The following is a 22,697-nucleotide window of genomic DNA, read 5'->3' as shown; positions in this document are numbered from 1 at the left end:
CCCCTCATCCGGCGCTTCGCGCCACCTTCTCCCACAAGGGGAGAAGGAAGAAGGAATCGAGCCAGACGTGACAACCCACCCCAACGACCCTAGCCTCCGCTCTTTCATCGACGTCGATGCCGCTTCCGACTTCCCGATCCAGAACCTGCCCTATGGCGTGTTCTCGACCGCGGCCAATCCGACGCCGCGGGTCGGTGTCGCGATCGGCGAGTATGTGCTCGATCTGTGGGAGTTGGAGCAGGATTCGCGGCTCGATATCGGTCCGCTCGGCGTGTTCTCGGGAGCTTCGCTCAATCCCTTCATGGCGCTCGGACCAAAAGTCTGGACCAAGACCCGGGCGCGGATCAGCGAGCTGTTGCGGCACGATCATCCGGAGCTGCGCGACAACGAGGAGCTGCGCCAACAGGCCTTGGTGCCGATGCGCGATGCAAGACTGCATCTGCCGTTCGCGGTCTCCGGCTATACCGATTTCTATTCGTCGAAAGAGCACGCCACCAATGTCGGCGTGATGTTCCGCGGCAAGGACAATGCGCTACAGCCGAACTGGCTGCACATGCCGATCGCCTATAACGGCCGCGCCTCCACCGTCGTGGTGTCAGGCACCAAGGTGAAGCGGCCGCGCGGGCAGTTGAAGCCGCCGAATGTCGAGTTGCCGAGCTTCTCGCCGTGCAAGCGGCTCGACTTCGAGCTGGAGATGGGCGTCGTCATCGGCCAGCCCTCGCCGATGGGTGGCATGCTGACCGAGAGCCAAGCCGAGGAGATGATCTTCGGCTTCGTGCTGCTCAACGACTGGAGCGCGCGCGACATCCAGCAATGGGAATATGTGCCGCTCGGGCCGTTCCTGGCCAAGGCGTTCGCGACCTCGATCAGCCCATGGGTGGTGACGCGCGAGGCGCTGGAGCCGTTCCGCCTGAACGGGCCGGCGCAGGAGCCGGTGCCGCTGGATTATCTCAAGCAGACCAAGCCGCAGAACTATGATATCGCGCTCGACGTTTCCTTGCGCGCCTCAGGCAGCAATGCGCCTGCCAGCATCAGCCGCACCAATTTCAAGTTCATGTACTGGTCCTCGGTGCAGCAGCTGATGCACCACGCGTCCTCGGGCTGCGCCATGAATGTCGGCGATCTGCTCGGCAGCGGCACCATCTCCGGTCCCGAGAAGAACCAGCGCGGCAGCCTGCTCGAGATCAGCTGGAACGGCACCGAGCCGGTGGAATTGCCCGGCGGCGCCAAGCGCACCTTCCTGGAAGACGGCGACAGCCTCGCAATGCGCGGCTGGTGCCAGGGCAACGGCTATCGCGTCGGCTTCGGCGAGGTCGAAGGGACGATTTTGCCGGCGGAGTAGGCCGCGCGCTCCGGTGCCGTAGGGTGGGTAAAGCGAAGCGTGCCCACCACATCGATGACGTGGGCACGGCGCTAACGCGCCTTTGCCCACCCTACGAGACCTATCGTTTCTCTGGCGGCACGCTCTTGATCCGCGCGCAATGCGCCGCGACATCCTCTACGCTGTACTTCAAATGCACCCGCTTGTCGGACGGCGCCTGCTTGGCTGTGCACACGCCCGGCCGCCATTCCTGCGTCGGGCGGATCGGGCGCGGCGCAAAACCGCCGCCGCAATTCGGGCAGACGTTGGAGAGCTTTGTCTCGACGCAATCCGCGCAGAACGTGCATTCATAGGAGCAGATCCGCGCATCGGTGGCGGATGGCGGCAGGTCGCGATCGCAATATTCGCAGTTCGGCCGAAGCTGGAGGGCCATGGGTCAATCTCCGCAAGCTGGTCTCGATCATCGCAGATCGCGGCCGTAGCGCGAATGGCGTAGTTCCCTCGATTTCAGCCAGCCTTCAAATCCTTCAGCGGCAGCTTGGAGCTTTCCTTGAGACGGTCGAGCACGATCGAGGAACGCACATGCGCCACGCTCTGATGCGGCATCAAGACGTCATTGACGAGATTGGAGAGACCCTTGAGATCGCGCAGCACGGCCTTGAGCACGTAGTCCGCATCGCCCGTCAGCGAATAGGCTTCCTGGATCTCGTCGATCCGGTTCACCAATGCGCGGAATCGTTTTGAATTGTCCGGCGAGTGGGTCGCAAGCCCGACCTGGATGAAGGCGATCACGCCGAAGCCGAGCGCCTCGCTGGAGAGGTCGGCGTGATAGCCTGCGATGACCTTTTCCTCCTCCAGCCGTATCCGCCGCCGCGAGCATTGCGAGGCCGACAGCCCGGCCAGTTCGGCGAGCTCCTGATTGGTGAGGCGGCCGTCATCCTGAAGCGCACCCAGGATCTTGAGGTCGAAGGCATCCACTGGAATCATGCGTATTCTGTCCATTTCGTGCACGGATCGTGCATAGGATAGCGAAAATGCGTCCCGTTTGCACGCCCATTGCGCGGCCCATGAAGGATAGTTCCAACCAGCAGCAATTTAGGAGAACCGCCAATGGGTCCGTTTCCGCACGATGCACCGCCGGCCACCATCACGGCCGACAATCCGATGGGCACCGACGGGTTCGAGTTCGTCGAATATGCGCATCCCAATCCGCAGGAGCTGCACGATCTGTTTAAGCTGATGGGCTATGCGCCCGTCGCGCGCCACAAGACCAAGACAATCACGGTCTATCGCCAGGGCGACATCAACTATCTCGTCAATGAAGAGCCCGGCACCCACGGCTACGACTTCGTCGCCGCGCACGGTCCCTGCGCGCCGTCGATGGCGTTCCGCGTGGTCGATGCGAAGGCAGCCTATGACCGCGCAATTGCGCTCGGTGCCGAGCCTGCGGAAGCAACATCAGGTCAGAAAACGCTCGATGTCCCCGCGATCAAGGGCATCGGCGGCAGCCTGCTTTATTTCGTCGATCGTTATGGCGCCAAGGGCTCGGCCTATGATGCCGAGTTCGAATGGCTCGGCGCACGCGATCCGCGTCCTGTTGGCGCCGGCCTGTTCTATCTCGATCACCTCACCCACAATGTCCATCGCGGCCGCATGGATGTCTGGACCGGTTTCTACGAAAAGCTGTTCAACTTCCGCCAGATCCGCTTCTTCGACATCGAGGGCCGTGCCTCCGGCCTGTTCTCGCGTGCGTTGACCAGCCCGGACGGCAAGATCCGGATTCCGATCAACGAGGACGCCGGCGATTCCGGTCAGATCGAGGAATATCTGAAGACCTATCGCGGCGAGGGCATTCAGCACATCGCCTGCGGTTGCCGCGAGATCCACGGCACGATCGAGAGCCTGCGCGAAGCCGGCCTGCCCTTCATGCCGTCGCCGCCCGCGACCTATTTCGAGAAGGTCGATGCGCGCCTGCCCAAGCACGGCGAGGACGTCGCGCGCCTGCAGAAGAACGGCATCCTGATCGATGGCGAAGGCGTCGTTGACGGCGGCCAGACCAAGGTGCTGCTGCAGATCTTCTCGGCCAACGCGATCGGCCCGATCTTCTTCGAGTTCATCCAGCGCAAGGGCGACGACGGTTTTGGCGAGGGCAATTTCAAGGCCCTGTTCGAATCGATCGAGGAGGACCAGATCCGGCGCGGCGTGTTGAAGGTGGACACGGCGGCGTAGCCGCCAGGTACACTGCCGTAGGGTGGGCCAAGCGCAAGCGTGCCCACCACCTCTATCGGCAGACGCGAGAAATGGTGGGCACGGCGCAAGTGCGCCTTTGCCCACCCTACGAGAGCACGCCTAGCGCGACGATCCCGCCACCGCAGCGCCCGTCGCAGCGCGTTATCTGCGCTCCACACCGTCAGGCATCCGCATCGCCATTGTGGCGAGGATGCTGACGGCGCCCATCGCGACGACGTACCAGATCCATGACAGCTTGTCGCCCGTCGCTCCGATGATCCAGGTGAACACCAGTTGCGCCGTGCCGCCAAAGATCGTCACGCCGAGCGCGTAGGCGATCGACAGTCCGCTGGTGCGGACCACGGCGGGGAAGATCAGCGGAATGAGGATGATGCCGGCGCCGCCCGACATCGCATGGAACGCCATCAGCACCGCAGCGGTGATGACATAGACCAGCGGCGAGCCCGACGACACCACGAGCAGCAGCGCGGGATAGAACAGCAGCGTCACGATGATGCGCGGGACCACCGCGATGGTCTTCAGGCTGTATCGGTCCGCGAGCGCGCCGCCGAGCAGCGCGAAGATCGTGCCGCTGACGAAGGTGGCGAAGTTGGCCGTCATCGCCCAGCCCTGGCTGTAGTGCAGCGTGTTGATGGCATAGGTCGCGGTGTAGAGGAAGAAGTACTGGCCGATGGTCGCGCCCGAGATCAGCAGGATGCACAGCACGATCTTGCCCCAGTGGTTGGCCAGGATATCGGACAGCACGCCGCCGACGCTGTCATGGGCCTCTTCAGTATCCAGCGTCTCGTCGAGATTCTTGCGGATGAAATAGCCGACCGGCGCGATCAGAATTCCGAGCAGGAAGGGAATGCGCCAGCCCCAGCTGTCATTGGCGCCGGGCGTGATCAGGAACGCGAGGCCAAGGCCGACGAGCGCGGAAAACAGGCTGCCGAGATTCTGGCTGGCGAGCTGCCAGCTGCCGAAGAAGCCTTTGCGGTGCGCCGGCGCGCTCTCCAGCAGGTAAGTCGTCGCCGGGCCCATTTCGCCGCCGGTCGAAAACCCCTGCAGCAGCCGCGCCAGCACCAGCAGGATCGGTGCCAGCAGGCCGATCCGGTCGTAGGTCGGCAGCAACCCGATGATGCCGGTGCCGAGCGCCATCAGCCAGATGGTCAGCGTCATGGCCGGCTTGCGGCCGTAGCGATCCGCATAGGCGCCGATGACGATGCCGCCGAGCGGACGCGCCACGAAGCCGACGCCGAAGGTCGCAACCGTCAGCAGCAGGCTGGTGTTGGGATTGTCAGCCGGAAAGAACGCCTTGGCGAGAAAGACCGCGAACGCCGCGTAGACGGTGAAGTCGTAGAATTCGAGCGCGTTGCCCAGAATGGCTGCGCCGACGCGCATGGTTTGAGAGGGACGCGGACGATCAGTCTGGTTCACGGCAAGCACCTTGTGTCACTTGTTTGAAACGCGAAGTGACGCAAAAGGTGCCTGCTGACAACCCTCACGCGCGCCCTAGCGGCCCGCTTTCCACGCAGCCGTGACCGCCGAGATCTCGGCGGCTTCCGGCTCCCGGACCGTCGATCGGGTGCGCGAGAAGCGCGGCGCCGGTGCGGGCTGCTTCACGCCATGGCGCTCGATGAAGACGTTGCGGGCGACCATGTGCGGATGCGCGGTAGCTTCAGACATGGTCAGGACGGGCGCGAAGCAGATGTCGGTGCCTTCCATGATCTTGCACCAGTCATCGCGCGTCTTGCTCTTGAACACGGCTTTCAGTTTTTCCTTCAGGGCGGGCCAGGCCTTGGGATCCATCTGCGCGTCGAAGTCGGCATCGGTAAGGCCCGCATGCTCGCGCAGCAGCGCGTAGAACTGCGGCTCGATCGAGCCGATCGACACGAAGTGCCCGCAGGCGCATTCATAGACGCCGTAGAAGTGAGCGCCGCCATCGAGGAAATTCCGGTTGCGGCCCTCGGTCCAGCGTCCCAGCGTCTTCATGTCGAAGAAGAACGACATCAGCGAGGCCGCGCCGTCGCACATCGCGGCGTCGACCACCTGGCCCTTGCCGGACCTCGAGGCTTCCAGCAGCGCTGCGAGCACGCCGACGACGAGATAGAGCGCACCGCCGCCGAAATCGCCGACCAGGTTGAGCGGCGGCACCGGCGCTTCGTTGGTGCCGATCGCGGCGAGTGCGCCGGTGATCGAGATGTAGTTGATGTCGTGGCCGGCGGCGTTCGCCAGCGGGCCTTCCTGGCCCCAGCCGGTCATGCGGCCGTAGACGAGCTTTGGATTGCGCGCGAGCACGATGTCAGGACCGAGGCCGAGCCGCTCCATCACACCAGGACGAAAACCTTCGACCAGCGCATCGGCGCCGGCCAGCAGGTCGAGCACCTGCGCGATCGCCGCCTTGTCCTTGAGGTCGAGCTCGATCAGCTTGCGGCCGCGCCCCGCCACCGACTTCATGCTCTTCTTCGCGCCGACACGATCGAGCGTGACGACTTCGGCACCCATGTCGGCCAGCAACATGCAGGCGAACGGGCCGGGGCCGATGCCGGCGAATTCGACGATACGGAAGCCCGCGAGCGGGCCGGAGGTGCGGACGGACGAGTTCTGGGCCGGTTGATCGAGCACGTTGTTGTTTCCTCGGGTCGCGGGCGCGTGCCGGTGTTCAGGCCGTCGCCTCGGACTTCCTCTCTGGGCGAGTTAATTGGCTGATTAACTCTTCTCGCCTTCACCGCAGCGAGGCAAGCGCTTTTCATGCATGGGCGCATCAAAAAAGCGGCGCGCATTGCTGCGCGCCGCGGAAGATTTGTGTTGAGTAGCTAAGCGCTGTTATCAACCGGCGGCAGCCACCGCGCGCTGCGCCATCACCTTGACGAGGTTGGCGCGATATTCGGCCGTGCCGTGGATGTCGGCCAGCAACCCGTTCGCCGAAATGCTGACGTTGTCGAGTGCCGACGGCGACCAGTTTGCCTTCAGCGCCGCCTCGATCGCGCCGACGCGCATCACGCCGCTCTGCGAGGCGCCGGTCGCGGCCACGCGGATCTCGCCGGACTTCGTCTTGGCGACGAACACGCCGGTGAGTGCGAAGCGCGAGGCCGGATGCCGCATCTTCTCGTACCCCGCCTTCTCCGGAACCGGGAACGATACGGCGGTGATGATTTCCCCATCCTCGAGGGCTGTCGTGAACAGGCCCTTGAAGAAGTCATCGGCCGAGATGGACCGCTTGTTGGTCTTCACGGTAGCGCCGAGCGCGAGCAGCGCGGCCGGATAATCCGCGGCAGGATCGTTGTTGGCGATCGAGCCGCCGATCGTGCCGCGATAACGCACCGCGGGATCGCCGAGCACCGAGGTGAGATGGGCAATCGCGGGGATCGCCTTCTTCACGTCGGCATTCGTCATGATGTCGTAATAGGTCGTGGCGGCCTTGATGGTCAGCACGTCGCCCGAGAGCTCGACGCCCTGCAGCTCCTTGATCTTGCCGAGGTCGATCACGTCGGAGGGGCTGGCAAGCCGCTGCTTCATCACCGGCAGCAGCGTCTGGCCGCCGGCGAGGAATTTTGCCTCGCTGCTCTTGCCGAACAGGCTGGCGGCTTCGTCGACCGAGGAAGCACGATGATAGGTGGTCTGGTACATCTTTGATGCTCCTGAAATCTTTTCTCTGTCATTCCGGGATGCGCCGCAGGCGCAGACCCGGAATCTCGAGGTTGAATTCTTCAGCTCTGGATTCCGGGTTCGACGCTGCGCGTCGCCCCGGAATGACGATGTGGTGTTAAGCCGAATGGATCGTGCGCCACACCCGATCAGGGGTTGCGGGCATTTCCAGATTGTTCTTGCCGATCGCATCCGTGATCGCGTTGATCACGGCCGCGGAGGCGCCGATCGCGCCGGCCTCACCACAACCCTTGATGCCCAAGGGATTGCCCGGGCAAAGCGTCGTGGTGTGGGAGAGGTTGAACGAGGGCACGTCGTCGGCACGCGGCATGGCGTAGTCCATGAACGAGGCCGTGACCGGCTGGCCGTTGCCGTCGTAGATGGCGTGCTCGAGCAGCGCCTGCCCGATGCCTTGAACCAGGCCGCCATGGACCTGGCCTTCGACGATCATCGGGTTGATCAGCCGGCCGAAATCGTCGGCTGCGACGAAGTTGATGAAGGAGGTCTTGCCTGTGCCCGGATCGACCTCGAGCTCGCAGATGTAAGAGCCTGCGGGGAAAGTGAAGTTGGAGGGGTCGTAGAAGGCGCTTTCCTTCAGGCCCGGCTCCATTCCGTCAGGCAGATTGTGCGCGGTGTAGGCCGCGAGCGCGACCATCGGCAGCGCAATCGCCTTGTCGGTACCCGTCACCTTGAACTCGCCGTTCTCGATGACGATGTCGGCCTCCGACGCTTCCAGTGCATGCGCGGCGATCTTCTTGGCCTTGACCTCGACCTTCTCCACTGCCTTGAGGATGGCGGTGAGACCGACGGCCGCGGAACGCGAGCCATAGGTGCCCATGCCGAACTGCACCTTGTCGGTATCGCCGTGGACGATCGAAACCTGGCTGATCGGAACCCCCAGGCGTTCCGAAATGAGCTGTGCAAACACCGTCTCGTGGCCCTGGCCGTGGCTGTGCGAGCCGGTCAATACCTCGATGGTGCCGACCGGGTTGACACGCACTTCCGCCGATTCCCACAGGCCGACGCCGGCGCCCAGGCTGCCGACCGCCTTCGACGGTGCGATGCCGCAGGCCTCGATGTAGCAGGACAAGCCGATGCCGCGCAGCTTGCCTTGCGATTTCGCCTGCGCCTTGCGGGCAGCGAAGCCGGCATAGTCGATCGCCTTCATCGCCGCGTCGAGCGAGGCGTTAAAGTCGCCGACGTCATAGGCCATGATGACGGGCGTCTGGTGCGGGAACTGGGTGATGAAGTTGATCTGGCGGAGCTTTGCCGGGTCGACCTTCAATTGCCGCGCGGCGGTCTCCATCATGCGTTCAATGAGGAAGCTCGCCTCGGGGCGGCCCGCGCCGCGATAAGCGTCGACCGGCGTGGTGTTGGTGTAGACGCCGATCACCTCGGCATGGATCTGCGGGATGTTGTACTGGCCCGACAGCAGCGTCGCGTAGAGATAGGTCGGCACCGCCGAGGAGAACAGCGACATGTAGGCGCCGAAATTGGCGTAGGTTTTCACCTTCAGGCCGGTGATCTTGTTGTTGGCGTCGAACGCCATCTCGGCATGGGTAACGTGGTCGCGGCCATGCGCGTCGGTGAGGAACGCCTCGGTGCGGTCGCTGGTCCACTTCACGGGGCGGCCGGTCTTCTTGGAAGCCCAGAGCGCGACCATCTCTTCCGGATAGATGTAGATCTTGGAGCCGAAGCCGCCGCCGACGTCAGGCGCGATCACGCGCAGCTTGTGCTCGGGCGCGATATTGTAGAACGCGGAGAGCACGAGCCGGGCAACGTGCGGGTTCTGCGACGTCGTATAGAGCGTGTAGTGCTCCTCCGCCGTGTCGTAGTCGGCGATCGCCGAGCGCGGCTCCATCGGGTTTGGCGACAGTCGGTTGTTGGTGAGGTCCATCTTCACCACGTTGGCGGCCTTGGCGAAGGCAGCATCCGTCGCACCCTCGTCGCCGATCACCCAGTCGTAGACCTGGTTGCCGGGGGCCTCGGGATGGAGCTGCGGCGCGCCTGCCTTGATGGCAGCGTGGACGTCGGCGACGACAGGGAGTTCTTCATAATCGACCACGACGGCTTCCGCCGCATCGCGCGCCAGATTCTTGCTGTCGGCGATCACGACCGCGACGGCCTGACCGACGAAGCGCACCGTCTCCGGCGCCATCGCCGGCCATGCGCCCATCTTCATCGGGCTGCCGTCCTTGGAGGTGATGGCCCAGCCGCAGATGAGGTTGCCGACCTTGTCGTCGACGAGCTGTTGTCCGGTGAGAACCGCAACCACGCCCGGCATCTTCAGCGCGGCGGAGGAATCGATCTTCTTCACCTTGGCGTGCGCGTGCGGGCTGCGGATGAAATGGGCATAGGTCATGCCCAGCAATTTGATGTCGTCGACGTAGCGGCCCTTGCCGGTAATGAAACGCTTGTCTTCCTTGCGCACGACGCGCGCGCCGATGCCTTCAACACCCATGTCTGGTCCTCCCGACCGGAATTGCTTTGTCTGCGCTTTCCATCGAAAGCTGCAGTGGTGATCGTTCGTTCGAGGCGGGACCTTACTCGGCCGCCTGCGAGACCTTCATGCGCCCGGCCGCATCCAGCACGGCTTTGACGATGTTGTGGTAGCCGGTGCAGCGGCAGATATTGCCTTCGAGCTCGGCACGGACCGTGGTCTCGTCGAGCTGGCCACCATGACGGTGCACGATGTCGATCGCCGACATGATCATGCCCGGCGTGCAATAGCCGCACTGCAGGCCGTGATTGTCGCGGAAGGCGGCCTGCATCGGGTGCAGCTCGTCACCCTTGGCGATGCCTTCGATGGTGGTGACGCTGGCGCCGTCGGCCTGGCCGGCCAGCATGGTGCAGGATTTCACCGCTCTGCCGTCCATGTGCACGACGCAGGCGCCGCACTGGCTGGTGTCGCAGCCGACATGGGTCCCGGTGAGGTTGAGGTGATCGCGCAAGAGATGGACCAGCAGCGTGCGGTCCTCGACCTCGACAGCAACGGCCTTGCCGTTGACCGTCAGTTTGACTGTAGACACGTGATACCTCCCGAATGTTTGTCGTTATTCCAATTAGAGACAGCGCGAACGGAACTTTGCAACTGGGATTTTGCTCATCACGCGTCATGGAAAGGTCATTGTGAACGCTGTTGCAGGCGCGATTCGGTCACGACATTCCGTGCCGCCGCCATGCGTGGCGCGGCCGTGCAAGGAGCTTTCGAAAACGATCTCCGCTTCGTCGGCCGCGGCCCGCGCTCGACCACATTGCGCGAAGCGACGGCCTTTGACGTCGAGCTCCTCGCGCCTCGTTTCTCCCTTTGTTGCCTTGTTCGTTGCGCGAAGTGGAGCACGCGCCCATGCCGTTGTAACCGCGATCTTGGTAGTAGGCGGTTGCGGTCTAAGTCATTGATTTTGTTCGCTGCGATGCAGCGAAACTCCCAATCCGGAGCGGACCAACTGTAGATCTGTCAAAAGCGACGCGAATGAAGCACTTGCGCGCCTATGTGGACGCGCTTGAGAAGCTTTGTTGGGATCTGAATGGCTCAAGAAAGTTCAAGGCCGCGCATCGGCGAAGGGCGCATCGGCAGTTCTCTCTGCGCCGCGATCGGGGTGCTCAGCGTCGCTGCTGTGCTATGCCTGCGGTATTTCGCCTTTCTCACGACGCCTGAGCTGCGCGTCCATTACGACGTCGAAATACTCCGCCTCACCCTTGCGATCGCCATGGTCCTCGGTGCCTGGCTTGGCGTCATCGGGATCGTGCTTGGCGATGGCCCGACCAAGCACATGCTGGTTGCCGAGGGCAGCCTTTGACCCCGAGCGGAACTCAGACATTGTGACCTACACGCCATCGCCGTGAGATCGATTTGCAGATCGTTCATCGAACTTCTTGGGTATCTCGGTCGAAGCGAGAGAGCGAACAAACGCGGCAAAGACGTAAATGAGCGCAACCAACGCACTGAACGGCCATAGGAGTAGGACAAGCATGGTGGTTAGGTCACCGTCGCAGCACGGACCAGAGGGGTCACCGTCGTGATAAGGTTGTGGAAGGAAGAGATCGGCAAGCAACGCTGCGGCAGTGAACATTCCTGCTGGGACGACGAGCAATGCGACGACCAGCAATATCGGCACCCCAACCCAAACGGCCAAGTAACGACGCTTCTGAATAAGACGACTGCTCCATCGATGGCAGAATATGGCGCATGCTGAAATGAGCCCACCGCCTGCAAACAGGAACAAGAGGCCCATGAAACTGATCCAAAGAGACAGATTGGCACTTGCAGCGCTCAGGCCTCATCGTTAGCAGCCCAAAGGCTCGCGCTCAAATGCAATGTTCGAGTTGGTCCGCTCGTGGCCCGTGGCTGATCTAAGCCAAGAGCGCGGCGATGTCCGCTTCCGAGAGATGATTCAGCCAATCACATGCTGGTCGCGAGGGCGGCCTTTGACCCGAAGGCGACATAATCGCTTGGTCCAACTACTCATTGTGAAGGTCTTCAGACTGGGGGGCGCAAGAATGCGCGGGGGTATTTTCTTGCTTGCTTTCTATTTTTTGTTTCGACTGCCGGTGGCGGACGCCGCGGGGGTTAAAAATTTTGACATTCCTGCTGACGCGGCTGGACCGGGGATCAGGCTGCTCGTTTGGACACCTTGTGCGGAGGCTCCACGAGAGATGGATGCACGGGGTGCCATCTTCTTTGCAGTGCCCGGATGCGCAGTGACAGGCGAAAAGCTTCCCCTAATCGTGATATCGCACGGCAGACGAGGATGGTTTGGGGGCCATCATGACACTGCGGCGGCGTTGGCCGACGCGGGCTTCGTCGTCGCTGCACTCAATCATCCCGGAGACACTTGGCGCGACACGAGCGGTACCGACAGCCTTTCGCTGCTAGTGGAGCGGCCTGCGGATATCAAGCGGCTGATTGACTACATGCTCGACGGCTGGCCCGACGCGGCCCGCATTGACGCTCGGCGAATTGGACTCTACGGGTTTTCGTTTGGCGGTTATACAGGTCTTGCTGTCATCGGTGGTAATCCCGATTTGCGAAAAGGCCTACCCAATTGCGCGACGTCCAGCCTGTTGGCCTGTAAGCAGCTTGAGAGCGGTGAAGCACCCAGTCAGCCAGTCACGTCCGATCCGCGCGTGAAGGCCGCTGTCATCGTTGATCCTTATCCCGCATTTGTTTTTCCCGAGAACAACCTGAAGGAAATAGCAGTTCCGGTGCAATTGTGGAGTTCCGATCCGGCACAAAGCGGTGACGGGCTGTCCGGATGCTGCGCGGCTGCCATCAAACAGGGGCTCCCAACGCTGGATTATCACTTCGTTACAAACGCCAAACACTTCTCTTTCCTTGCCACCTGCACTCCGAAGGAGGCGCAAGGTAACCAGGCGGTTTGCACCGATGCGCCGGGCTTCGACCGCAAGGATTTTCATCAACACCTTCACGCCGAGATCATCGCGTTTTTCCGCAAGCATCTGGCTGAAAGTCAATAGCACTTCGCAGTCATTGGGCTGCGCGGTCCTGCCGATGTCGCCTCATGGCGGCCCTTTTCGGGCCTTCCGAGATAGCCGGTCTGAGTCCGCAAAGCGTCGGATAGGGACGTGGCCAAGCCCGCGCGCGCACCCTCGATTCATGGGGCGCGCCCTAGTACTTACTGGCGATTGATCGCAGCCGCGCACCACCCTAGTCGAGCCGTACGAGCAACAGCAAAAGGGTGGAAGCGATGCAGATGAACGACAGTCAGCGGATCCCGGCGTCGAAAGCCGATGTGTGGGCCGCGCTCAACGATCCCGACATTCTCAGGCGCTGCATTCCCGGCTGCCAATCGCTCGAGATGGCCTCGCCGACGGAGATGGTTGCGACCGTGGTGCTGAAGGTTGGGCCGGTGAAGGCGACGTTCAGCGGCAAGGTGACGCTGACGGATATCGATGCGCCCAACGGATATCGCATCATCGGCGAAGGCGCCGGCGGTGTCGCGGGCTTCGCCAAGGGCGGCGCGACGGTGAGGCTGGAAGAGGAATCGCCTGGCGTCACCATCCTGCATTACGAGGCCGACGCGCAGATCGGCGGCAAGCTCGCGCAGCTCGGCTCAAGGCTGATCGATTCCACGTCGCGCAAGCTCGCCGCGAACTTCTTCGAAAGTTTCGCGGCTGTGGTAGCGCCATCATCGTAACGCCAGCGCGCCGCAGGTCACGCGATGCCGCGCGGCAATCGCATTTGTAGACTGTTCGCTTGTGGCCATCCTTCGAGACGCCCGCCTTCGGCGGGCCCTCAGGATGAGGACGGAGAGGTACGCCAGCAGGTGACGACGGACACCGATGTCCCTTAGCCTCATCCTGAGGAGACCGCGAAGCGGTCGTCTCGAAGGACGAGGCGCGCGCTCAGACGTCGGCAAGAGCCATATGCGATCGCCCTGCGCGATGCCCGATCGAAGCAACCGAACGCGCATTCCGAGCTGTAAAATAAGGGCAAGACACAAGCTCCGACAACGAGATGCGCGGCGAAAGTCGCCAATGATTTGCACTACTACCTTCCGCCCATACTCAACGCGATCAGGCGATGTTGTTATTCCGGTCGATGGTTCGCAGACGAACTGCGCATCGAGAGCGCGCCGCGCTCGCGCGCCCAACGTGGTGCACACAACAACATCGGAGGGAATACATGACCTTTGGAACCAAGGGCTTCTTGGCCGGCATTTCGATGATTGCGATGCTGGCCGCCGCTACGCCAGGCGTTCGCGCCAACGACTCCCTGATCAAGGCGCAATCCGATTCCAACCAGTGGGCGGTTGCCGGTCACGATTACGCAAACACGCGCTTCAGCCCGCTCAAGCAGATCAACACCGAGAACGCGGGCAAGCTGACACTCGCCTATTCGTTCTCGCTGGCCTCGCTGCGCTCGAACGAATCCTCGCCGATCGTGATCGGCAACACGCTCTACGTCTCGAGCTCCTGGGGGCCGAAATACGTCTACGCGCTCGATGCGGCGACCGGACAGCGCAAATGGACCTACGAGCCCGACATTCCCGATGATGTGCTGCAATATGCCTGCTGTGACGTGAACAGCCGCGGCGTCTCCTATGCCGACGGCAAGATCTTCGTCGGCCGTCTCGACGGCAAGCTGACGGCGCTCGATGCGGCGACTGGCAAGACGCTGTGGACGACGAAGGTGGTCGACTACAAGCAAGGCTCGGTCATCACGTCGCCGCCGCTGGTCGTACGCGACAAGGTGATCACCGGTTTCGGCGGCGGCGAATATGGCGTTCGCGGTTCGCTCCAGGCCTTCGATATCAACACCGGCAAGCAGGTTTGGCAGACCTATACCGTTCCCTCGCCGGATGAGCCCGGCGGCGACACCTGGAAGGGCGATTCCGCGCAGCATGGCGGTGGTGCGGCCTGGCTGGTCGGCTCTTACGATGCGAAGAGCGACACGGTCTATTGGGGCACCAGCAATCCTGGTCCGTGGAACACCGCGGTGCGTTCGACCGGCGATGGCAATTTCGGCAAGCTGACCAACCTGTACACCGCCTCGACGCTGGCCCTCGATCCCAACACCGGCAAGATCAAGTGGCACATCCAGACCACGCCCGCCGATGCCTGGGACTATGACGGCGTCAACGAAGCCGTGCTTGCCGACCTGAAGATCGGTGGCAGCATGGTTCCGACGCTGATGAAGGCGGATCGCAACGGCTACTTCTTCGTCGCCAATCGCGAGACCGGCAAGGTGCTGTCGGCGGAGAAGTACGTTTTCTCGAACTGGGCGAAGAAGTGGGACGTCGCTACGATGCGAGCGGAAGAGGATCCGGATAAGCGTCCGGGCCCGAACCATCCGGCGAAGGACATCTGCCCGAACCTGATCGGCGGCAAGAACTGGCAGCCGATGTCGTTCAACCCGCAGACCGGCCTCGTCTACATCCCGTCCAACAATGTCTGCATGGACTGGTCGGTCGGCGATGTCTCCTACAAGCGCGGCGTGTTCTATCTCGGCGCCGAATTCCCGACCAAGGAAGGCCCCGGCGGCTTCCTCGGCGAGCTCGTGGCCTGGGATCCGGTGGCGCAGAAGAAGGTCTGGTCGATCAAGGAAGACCTGCCGTTCAACGGCGGCACGCTGACCACCGGCGGCGGTTTGGTGTTCTCCGGCAACCTTCACGGCGATTTCCGCGCCATCGATGCGAAGAACGGCAAGGTGCTCTGGAGCAGAAATCTCGGTTCCGGCATCGGCGCGGGGCCGGTGACCTATGAGGTCGGCGGTAAGCAGTATGTCGCCATCGTCGTCGGTCGTACGGCCTCGATACCAGCGTTCCTGGGCGACATTGGAAAGAAGATGACGGCCGCGGCTCCCGAGGGCGGTTCGCTCTTCGTGTTCTCCGTCCAGTGACCACTCGCGCGCGTATCTCCTGAAGGTGACGAGATACGCGCGCGCTTTTTCCAGTCGATCGTTGCGGCATCGGCCGATGGCTCGTGCCGCAGCGCCTGATCCAGCAATTCCCAACTGCGGGAGATGAAGATGCGTCCGAATCATCTTGGAAGTGGTGAGAAGCGAAGCCGCGTCATCGCCGGCCTCCTCGCATGGGCCGCGGCGTCCGCAATGATCGCAACGGTCTCAACGGCTCACGCCGACGAAGCGCAGCCGTTCCGTGTCTGCGCCGATCCGACCAATCTTCCGTTCTCCAGCGATAGTGCGTCGCAGCCGGGCTTCTACGTCGAGATCGGGCAGGCCCTGGCGCAGGCGCTGGGACGGCCGATCGCCTATGACTGGTACAAATCCTATTTCGGCAAGCGCGCCGTGCGCGTCACGCTGCTCGGCAAGCAGTGCGACGCCATGATCGGGCTGCCACGGTCCGAAGATTTCATGGGACCATCAGTGATCTTCTCCGCTCCGTTCGCGAAGGAAGGCTACGCCCTCGTGGCCGCGAAGGGCCTGAAGCTTGGCGGCATCGACGGCCTCAAGGGCAAGCGGGTCGCCGTTCAATTCGCCAGCACGCCGCAAAACCTGCTCGCGAGCCGTGACGACGTTCAGATGGTGACCGTGCTGTCACCGGAGGAGGGCATGCAGGCGCTCGAGCAGGGTAAGGCCGAAATCGCCTTCATCTGGGGGCCGGTCGCCGGCTGGCTGAACAAGACCAACTACAATGACCGCTACCAGATCGAGCTCACCGAGGGCGAAGGCCTGTCGTGGGATGCGGCCATCGGCTTTGCGAAGACGTCCACCGAGCTTCGTGATCGCGTCGATGCCGTCTTGCCGCAGCTTCAGCGGACGATCGGCGAGCTCGCGGTGAAATACGGCTTGCCGGGCGGCGAGCCGGTTCGCTTCGGCGCGGTCCGGGCGATGCCCGCGGGAACAACCACAGGCATGGGAAGCGGGGCCAAAACCGGGGCTCAAGTGATTGAGGCCGCCAACGTCGCAGTGACGGAGGTCAAGGGCGATGCGTCCGCGCCAGCCGCCGAGGCCGTCGGCACCGGCAAGGAAATCTTCAATGGAACTTGCGCCCATTGTCACGGTCCCGACGCGATCCAGAGCGAGCGGAAGATCGACCTGCGGCTGCTGCGTCATCGCTACGGCGACGACATGCGCCAGACATTCTGGACGACGGTGCATGAAGGACGGCCGAGCAAGGGCATGCCGTCCTGGAAAGAGGTCTTCACCGATGACCAGTTCGACAACATTTATTCCTTCCTGCTGACGGTCCAGTCCGACTCCAACGACTGAACGATCTTGACCAAACGCGATCGGGAGGATGTGGTAGCTTCCATCCGGCATCATCCAGGCGCCGGATGGGTGCCGCATCGATCTGTCGCTTCCGCTGTTGCGGTGGATGCCTGTGCGGCGCGATCCTGGGAAGGCGCCATGACCAGCTTCCTGATCATCGACGATCATCCGCTGTTTCGCGAAGCGCTCGGCAATGCGGTGCGGCTGGCCTTGCCGGAGGCGCGGATCTTCGAGGCGATGTCGATCGAGGATGCGCTGCATATCCTGTTGGGCGAGCAGGGCATCGACCTCGCCTTGCTGGATCTGTCGCTGCCGGATGCGACCGGCTTCTCCGGCTTTCTGCGTTTGCGAGAGGCCTATCCGCGCCTGCCCGTCGCAATCGTGTCGAGCGAGGAGGATCAGCATATCGTTCGCGAGGCGCTGGCGCTGGGGGCCGCCGGCTATCTGCCGAAGTCGACGTCGAAACGCGAGCTCGCGCAATCGATCGAAGGCGTGCTCAGCGGATCGGTGTCGGTGCCGAAGGATTTCGTGGCGGCGCCGCGGCTGCGTCGGGCGGATGCCAGCAAGGCGCTCGAGGTCAAGCTGCGCGAGCTCACGCCGCAGCAGCTTCGCGTGCTTGATCTCCTGCGTCGCGGCTTCCCGAACCGGCAGATCGCGCAGGAACTTGCGCTGGCCGAGTCAACTGTGAAAGCGCATATCACCGAGATCCTGCGCAAGCTCGGCCTGTTCAGCCGCAACAAGGCGGTCATCGAGATCGGCAAGATGGACCTGCCCGATCCCAAGGGCCGTCCTTATGCGCGGGCAGATCGCGGGAAGCCGCAATGATGTCCGGCGTCGTTCTTGACCTGGGTCAAGCCGGTCCGGCCCGACAGGGACATTCTTGCTTGAGGCCATTCACCATCCATCCTGGCAAGGGCGAGGTTTCCTGCAACACCTTCAAACTGGTTCAGGCGCGATGCGATTTCTGATTGTCGAAGATCATCCGTTGTTTCGCGAGGCGCTCGAAGGCGCGCTCCAGATGGTGGCGCCGACGGCCGAGATCCTTGAGGCGATTTCGATCGATGGCGCGCTCGAGCAGGTGGCGGCGACATCAGAGCTCGATCTCATCCTGCTCGATCTGTCGATGCCGGGCACGACAGGCCTTTCGGGCATCATCCGCATCCGCAAGTCGTTTCCCAGGATTCCGGTCGTCATCGTCTCGGGACATCAGGATCCGCAGATCATCGCCGCCGCCTTGTCGCTCGGCGTGTCCGGCTACATCCTCAAATCGGCGTCCAAGCAGGATCTGGCGCAATCGATCGGCGAGGTGCTGCGCGGCTCGGTCTGCGTGCCCGCCGGCTATCGCGCGCCCGTCCGGCCGCAGCGGACGTCCGGCCCCGCGCAGGATCTCATCAAGCGCCTGCACGAGCTGACGCCGCAGCAATTGCGCGTGCTCGAAATGCTCAAGCGCGGCCTGCAGAACAAGCAGATCGCCTTCGAGCTGAAGATCTCGGAGACCACCGTGAAGGTCCACGTCTCCGACATCCTCCGCAAGCTCAACGTGCTCAGTCGCACCAAGGCCATCGTCGAAATGTCCAGAATCGATTTCGCGACCCTCGCCGCCGAGGCCACGACGCGCGAGCGGATCCGGACGGATCAGCAGTGAGTTGATTTTGTGTCGTCAATGATCCCGTTGCAAATCACGGAGCTGGAAGATTGTAATATCCTACCGCTACTGTGCATGGGGTTGTTTTCGACTTTTGCCTGGGCCGGGCTAGCTCAGCAGGAATGACAGCAGCGCCCGCATTTCGGCGGGCTTGATCGGCTTCTTCAGCACCTCGAGCCCGTGGAGGCTCGCTTCCTTCGCGGCCTTCTCGGAGTAGTCGGCCGTGATGATCATCGCCGGTGTGTCGAGTTTCAGATGCTCCCTGACGTCGGCGATGGCCGACAATCCGCTCTCGCCGTGATCGAGGTGGAGATCGGCGATGACGGCGTCCGGCGCGCCGCCGAGTTCGCAAAGGCGCAGCAATGCGTCCGCGCCCGACCGCGTGGTGGCGACATCGCAGCCCCAGCCTTCGAGCAACGCCGCCATCGCTTCCGAGCCCGACGGATCGTTTTCGATCAAAAGGATCTTGGCGCCTTCGAGCCCGCCATATTGCCGGTCCGCGAGCTTGGTTGCATGGGCCTCGTCGCCGGCGTCGACGCGTTCGGCCGGCTCCATCTCGACCATGAAGGTCGATCCCTGGCCGATCTGCGATGACAGCCGCACCTCGTGCCCGAGCACGGTTGCGAAACGGCGCACGATGGACAGGCCGAGCCCGAACCCGGCCTGGTCGGTCGCGCTGGCATCGCCGCGCTGGAATTCGCGGAAGATCGCCTCCTGCTGGGCCTGCGGAATTCCAGGCCCTGTGTCCGACACCTCGACATAGACGCGATCCAGGCGCTGCCCGCACTCCATGGTGACGCGACCGACCCGCGTATAGCGGATCGCATTCGCGATCAGGTTCTGCAGGATCCGCCGCAGCATCATCGCATCCGAGGACACCGTAAGGTCCGTCGTGCAGATGTGCAGAGCAAGGCGCTGCCGCGCGGCGATCGGCTCGAATTCATTGCGCAGCTGCTCGAACAGCGGCGCCAGCGTCAGGGGACGCACGTCCGGCTTGAGTGCGCCGGCATCGAGCTTGGCGATCTCCAGCAACGAGCGCAGCAGGTCTTCCAGCGTCAGCAGCGAGCGGTCGACCTGATCGATCAGCAGGCCGGCATCCTGCGATTCCACCATCTCCGTCAGCGCCGACAATGTCAGGCGCGCGGCGTTCAGCGGCTGTAGCAAGTCGTGGGTGACCGAAATCAACACCGAGGATTTCAGCGAGCTCGCCGCCTCCGCCTGCTGCTTGGCCCGATACAGGCCTTCGTTGGCGCGCTCGACCGAATGCAAGGCCTCACGCAGTTGATAGGTCCGGTCGCGGACCTTGTGGTCGAGCGCAATGGCGGTTTCGAACAATGAAAAGGCGTTGAGCTGCTGGTCCATCGAGCGCTCGACGCGCGACATCAGCGCGGCATTGATCTTCTTCAGCTTCGCGGTCTCCCGCCGCAGCTGCTCGACTGTCGCAGGATCCTGCAAAGCCTCGGTCACGCCTGACGCCTGCCGATGGCGACGCCTGTGAAGGTCTGGTTCACATGCATCGAGCCGAATTGTTCACCATAGGTGTGAAAGCCGACGACCCGGTTCTGTCGATAGAGCTCGGACATGTCGCGGGCGAGCTGGTGCTGCTCGGCGTCCAGTCGGCGCAACAGGCACTCGAAGCCGATATAGAGAGACACCTCGCCAATCTGGTCCTGCATCTGCGCGAAGACGTCCTGCGTCGAGCCGACGAGGCTGCGCGAGGTGGCTGCGGTGAGCACCATGCCCTCGTCGATGGCGCAAAAGAAATGCAGCGAGCCATCGGGCTCGACGCGCTGGATCGACCGCGCGTAGTAGGAGCCGCCGACACGGACCAGCACCGGGTGGGACGCGAAAGAGAAAGGGTCGAGCTTGGCGTCGTCCATGATGCCGACCATTCGGGAATATTCCTCGGCGGCGGGCTCCGCGTTCAGCTCCTTCACCGTGCGGCTCTCGATATCGGCTTCGGTGACCACCATCTTCTGTGGCATCGGCTCGAAATTATCGCACTTGAAGACCTTGAAGGGCAGCGACGTGTTCAGCAGGATCAGGAGGGCGGCATTCGTATAGGCGTTGCCTTCGAAGAACACCCACGTCCTCTCGAAGCGCAGCCCGTCGCCGGCCGACCCTCCGACGATCGGGATGTCGTCGAGCGAGGCATAGATGGCGGACATTACCGCCTCCTCCCGGCGGCAGAGCCCGTCGATCAGGACCAGGCCGAACGAATTGCCGCGGTCGACCTGCGGGCTCACGCGCAAGAGCTCTTGGCATAGCTCACCGCCGATCCGCCGCCCGTCTTCGACCCGGAAGCTGTCGAGATTGAGGATCGGGCGGACCACTGCGGTGAAATCGGCGCGGCTGAACGCCAGTGCCACCACGCTGTTTTCGTCCCAGCCGTCGGGTGCGAGTTCGCCGGCGGTGGTGCAGCCGCAGACGGGGGTGGTGTCGAATTGCCGACTGATCTCGGCGATGAAATGGTGGGGGTCGTAGTGAGGTGAGACGAAGACCAGGATCAGGGCCAGGTCGTCCGACGGCAGCTGCGCCGCAAGCTCGGCTACGGCTCCATCGACGGTCGCAGCCTTCGATTTCGCAACGGCAACGCCGGATGCCTCGCTCAACCGAAAGTCGGCTTGCCCCACTCCGTTTCTCCCTCGAGGCTCACCTCGGTCTCGCGCCGAGTGCCTGACAAGTGTCCAGACAGTAAGGTCTTTTCGGCCCTGCCGCAACTTGGCGGCCGGCGTCCCACGGGCATCGGCCGGGGCTGGAAGCGACCAGGCCTTGCCGGCGCGCGAATTTACCGCCCTTTATCGATTGTGCCTTAGTTTTGCGCATCCGGTCTGGGGGCGGGGCGCCTCCGGATCGTGGTTGTATAGACGAAATGGGGGTTGGAATGTCCGGGCGTACCACGTCGCCGTCGAAGCGTAGTATATTTCCCACCCTCCGGTTCCGCGCCAAGATCATCCTTGGCTTTGCCGCCGTGCTGGTGATCTCCGCCGGCAGCATGGCCTTCGCTTATTTCGGCTTTGAGCGGGTTTCATCCGGCGTCGGGTCCTATCGCAGCAGCGTCTCGGAGGCCGATCTCGCCCGCAACATCGACCGCGAGCTGCTCGGCTACCGCTCGGCCGTCAAATATTTCGTCGTCACCGGCAAGGAAGACGACGCCAAGGCGGCGCTGGAGGCCGAAGCCAGCCTGAAGAGCGCCATCGACCAGGCGGTCAAGAGCGCCAAGACACCGGCGCGGCAGGACAGCCTGGACAAGCTCGCCAAGGAATTCTCGAATTTCTCCACGACCTTCGCCAAGGTCTTGCAGGCCAAGCGCGACAGCGCGCTGTTGGTGCAGAACCAGCTCTCGCGCCAGGCCAATCTGCTGAAGTACAAGCTCGATGATATCGGCAACAACGCCTCCGATTCCGAGGCGCAGGCGATCGAGTTCGGCACCAAGCAGGTCAACGCCCAGTTCCAGACCGCGAGCGCGGCCGCGACCAATTTCGTGCTGACCTCCGACCAGTCGATCGCATCCAGCGCACTGGCGCGGCTGAAATTCGTCGAGAACTCGCTCGGCGCGGTCTATTCCATGGACGACAAGATCGTCGCCGGCCTGAAGGATGCCAAGGCCATCCTCGTCGCCTATCGCGAAGCGCTGGAGGAGCTGATCGCCAATGCCAAGCTGGTCGACGATCTCGTCACCGAGATGAGCGGCTCGGCGGGAGCGATCTTGCGCGGCGCCTCCGCCATGAAGGCGGATCTGGTCGCCGAACAGCAGCGGCTGGAGGCAGAATCGGAAGCGACGATCGGCAAGACCGAGCAACTGGTGCTGATGCTGGCCGTCGGCGGCACGCTGTTAGGCGCGGTCCTTGCCTTCCTGCTCGGCACCGGCATCTCACGCCCGATGATCGCGATGTGCAAGGCGATGCGTGAGCTCGCCGCGGGTAATTTCGACGTCGTGCTGCCCGGTCTCGGGCGCAAGGACGAGATTGGCGAGATGGCCGGCGCGGTCGAGGAGTTCAAGGTTCAAGCCGTTGCCAAGGCCGAGCGCGATGCCGCCCTCAGCGAAGCCCAGAACAGGGAGCAGGCAGCAGGCCGCCGCGCCGAGCTGATCCGCTTTGCCGATGATTTCGAGAGCGCCGTTGGTGCGATCGTGTCGAATGTCTCGGCTTCCGCTGTGC

At 63.0% G+C, this 22,697-nt stretch carries 20 protein-coding genes; 10 read left to right on the top strand and 10 right to left on the bottom strand.

Annotated features, from left to right (window positions below; translation table 11 throughout):
• The first annotated feature begins 67 nt into the window (after positions 1 to 67).
• The gene (gene fahA / locus Q0687_RS01220) at positions 68 to 1,342 is read left to right on the top strand and encodes a fumarylacetoacetase (protein ID WP_298871125.1); all 1,275 of its coding nucleotides are present in this window, start codon (positions 68 to 70) and stop codon (positions 1,340 to 1,342) included.
• A 100-nt stretch (positions 1,343 to 1,442) separates the two neighbouring features.
• On the opposite strand, the gene Q0687_RS01215 is transcribed toward fahA, so the two are convergent.
• Entirely contained in the window at positions 1,443 to 1,754 is a 312-nt protein-coding gene (locus tag Q0687_RS01215) for a DUF1272 domain-containing protein (protein WP_298871124.1), read from the bottom strand.
• Positions 1,755 to 1,828: 74 nt separating this feature from the next.
• Positions 1,829 to 2,308 (bottom strand): Lrp/AsnC family transcriptional regulator, encoded by a 480-nt coding sequence (locus Q0687_RS01210; RefSeq protein ID WP_298871123.1) that lies wholly within the window; start codon positions 2,306 to 2,308, stop codon positions 1,829 to 1,831.
• A gap of 123 nt (positions 2,309 to 2,431) precedes the next feature.
• Here Q0687_RS01210 and hppD point away from each other — a divergent pair, with 123 nt between their 5' ends.
• Complete coding sequence (hppD, locus tag Q0687_RS01205) at positions 2,432 to 3,550, top strand: 4-hydroxyphenylpyruvate dioxygenase (protein ID WP_298871121.1); 1,119 nt, start codon at positions 2,432 to 2,434, stop codon at positions 3,548 to 3,550.
• A 162-nt stretch (positions 3,551 to 3,712) separates the two neighbouring features.
• On the opposite strand, the gene Q0687_RS01200 is transcribed toward hppD, so the two are convergent.
• The 5 genes from Q0687_RS01200 to Q0687_RS01180 all read right to left on the bottom strand — a co-directional run bounded on the left by Q0687_RS01200 (position 3,713) and on the right by Q0687_RS01180 (position 10,227).
• Positions 3,713 to 4,987 carry an MFS transporter gene (locus Q0687_RS01200; protein ID WP_298871120.1) on the bottom strand — a complete coding sequence of 425 codons (1,275 nt, stop codon included), beginning with the start codon at positions 4,985 to 4,987 and terminating at the stop codon, positions 3,713 to 3,715.
• Between the two features lie 75 nt (positions 4,988 to 5,062).
• The gene (locus Q0687_RS01195; RefSeq protein WP_298871118.1) at positions 5,063 to 6,175 is read right to left on the bottom strand and encodes a CaiB/BaiF CoA-transferase family protein; all 1,113 of its coding nucleotides are present in this window, start codon (positions 6,173 to 6,175) and stop codon (positions 5,063 to 5,065) included.
• Positions 6,176 to 6,379: 204 nt separating this feature from the next.
• Positions 6,380 to 7,180: a xanthine dehydrogenase family protein subunit M gene (locus Q0687_RS01190; protein ID WP_298871116.1), complete on the bottom strand. Its 801-nt coding sequence runs from the start codon at positions 7,178 to 7,180 to the stop codon at positions 6,380 to 6,382.
• 136 nt (positions 7,181 to 7,316) lie between these two features.
• Positions 7,317 to 9,659 carry a xanthine dehydrogenase family protein molybdopterin-binding subunit gene (locus Q0687_RS01185; RefSeq protein WP_298871115.1) on the bottom strand — a complete coding sequence of 781 codons (2,343 nt, stop codon included), beginning with the start codon at positions 9,657 to 9,659 and terminating at the stop codon, positions 7,317 to 7,319.
• Between the two features lie 82 nt (positions 9,660 to 9,741).
• Complete coding sequence (locus tag Q0687_RS01180) at positions 9,742 to 10,227, bottom strand: (2Fe-2S)-binding protein (RefSeq protein WP_298871113.1); 486 nt, start codon at positions 10,225 to 10,227, stop codon at positions 9,742 to 9,744.
• Positions 10,228 to 10,725: 498 nt separating this feature from the next.
• Between Q0687_RS01180 and Q0687_RS01175 the strand changes: the two genes are divergently transcribed.
• Complete coding sequence (locus Q0687_RS01175) at positions 10,726 to 10,998, top strand: hypothetical protein (RefSeq protein WP_298871112.1); 273 nt, start codon at positions 10,726 to 10,728, stop codon at positions 10,996 to 10,998.
• 27 nt (positions 10,999 to 11,025) lie between these two features.
• On the opposite strand, the gene Q0687_RS01170 is transcribed toward Q0687_RS01175, so the two are convergent.
• Complete coding sequence (locus Q0687_RS01170) at positions 11,026 to 11,433, bottom strand: hypothetical protein (RefSeq protein WP_298871111.1); 408 nt, start codon at positions 11,431 to 11,433, stop codon at positions 11,026 to 11,028.
• 265 nt (positions 11,434 to 11,698) lie between these two features.
• Here Q0687_RS01170 and Q0687_RS01165 point away from each other — a divergent pair, with 265 nt between their 5' ends.
• The 6 genes from Q0687_RS01165 to Q0687_RS01140 all read left to right on the top strand — a co-directional run bounded on the left by Q0687_RS01165 (position 11,699) and on the right by Q0687_RS01140 (position 18,537).
• Entirely contained in the window at positions 11,699 to 12,676 is a 978-nt protein-coding gene (locus Q0687_RS01165) for a prolyl oligopeptidase family serine peptidase (protein ID WP_298871110.1), read from the top strand.
• Positions 12,677 to 12,906: 230 nt separating this feature from the next.
• Complete coding sequence (locus Q0687_RS01160; protein ID WP_298871109.1) at positions 12,907 to 13,356, top strand: carbon monoxide dehydrogenase subunit G; 450 nt, start codon at positions 12,907 to 12,909, stop codon at positions 13,354 to 13,356.
• Between the two features lie 488 nt (positions 13,357 to 13,844).
• On the top strand, positions 13,845 to 15,560 hold the full coding sequence (locus Q0687_RS01155; RefSeq protein ID WP_298871107.1) for a PQQ-dependent methanol/ethanol family dehydrogenase: 1,716 nt from the start codon (positions 13,845 to 13,847) through the stop codon (positions 15,558 to 15,560).
• 129 nt (positions 15,561 to 15,689) lie between these two features.
• Positions 15,690 to 16,892, top strand: a complete 1,203-nt coding sequence (locus Q0687_RS01150) for a transporter substrate-binding domain-containing protein (RefSeq protein ID WP_363323913.1) — start codon at positions 15,690 to 15,692, stop codon at positions 16,890 to 16,892.
• Between the two features lie 138 nt (positions 16,893 to 17,030).
• On the top strand, positions 17,031 to 17,717 hold the full coding sequence (locus tag Q0687_RS01145) for a response regulator transcription factor (RefSeq protein ID WP_298871103.1): 687 nt from the start codon (positions 17,031 to 17,033) through the stop codon (positions 17,715 to 17,717).
• Positions 17,718 to 17,847: 130 nt separating this feature from the next.
• Positions 17,848 to 18,537 carry a response regulator transcription factor gene (locus tag Q0687_RS01140; protein ID WP_298871100.1) on the top strand — a complete coding sequence of 230 codons (690 nt, stop codon included), beginning with the start codon at positions 17,848 to 17,850 and terminating at the stop codon, positions 18,535 to 18,537.
• Positions 18,538 to 18,645: 108 nt separating this feature from the next.
• Here Q0687_RS01140 and Q0687_RS01135 read toward each other — a convergent pair whose 3' ends face one another.
• Positions 18,646 to 20,004 (bottom strand): hybrid sensor histidine kinase/response regulator, encoded by a 1,359-nt coding sequence (locus tag Q0687_RS01135; protein WP_298871097.1) that lies wholly within the window; start codon positions 20,002 to 20,004, stop codon positions 18,646 to 18,648.
• Positions 20,001 to 21,170, bottom strand: a complete 1,170-nt coding sequence (locus tag Q0687_RS01130; RefSeq protein WP_298871094.1) for an FIST N-terminal domain-containing protein — start codon at positions 21,168 to 21,170, stop codon at positions 20,001 to 20,003. Before Q0687_RS01130 ends, Q0687_RS01135 begins: the two co-directional genes overlap by 4 nt.
• Positions 21,171 to 21,421: 251 nt before the next feature.
• On the opposite strand from Q0687_RS01130, the gene Q0687_RS01125 reads away from it, so the two are divergent.
• The coding region (locus Q0687_RS01125; RefSeq protein WP_298871092.1) for a HAMP domain-containing protein at positions 21,422 to 22,697 on the top strand (1,276 nt) is incomplete at its 3' end.

Source organism: uncultured Bradyrhizobium sp. (genome assembly GCF_936928535.1).
Taxonomy (GTDB): domain Bacteria; phylum Pseudomonadota; class Alphaproteobacteria; order Rhizobiales; family Xanthobacteraceae; genus Bradyrhizobium.
This window is presented reverse-complemented; position numbering and strand designations above follow the sequence as displayed.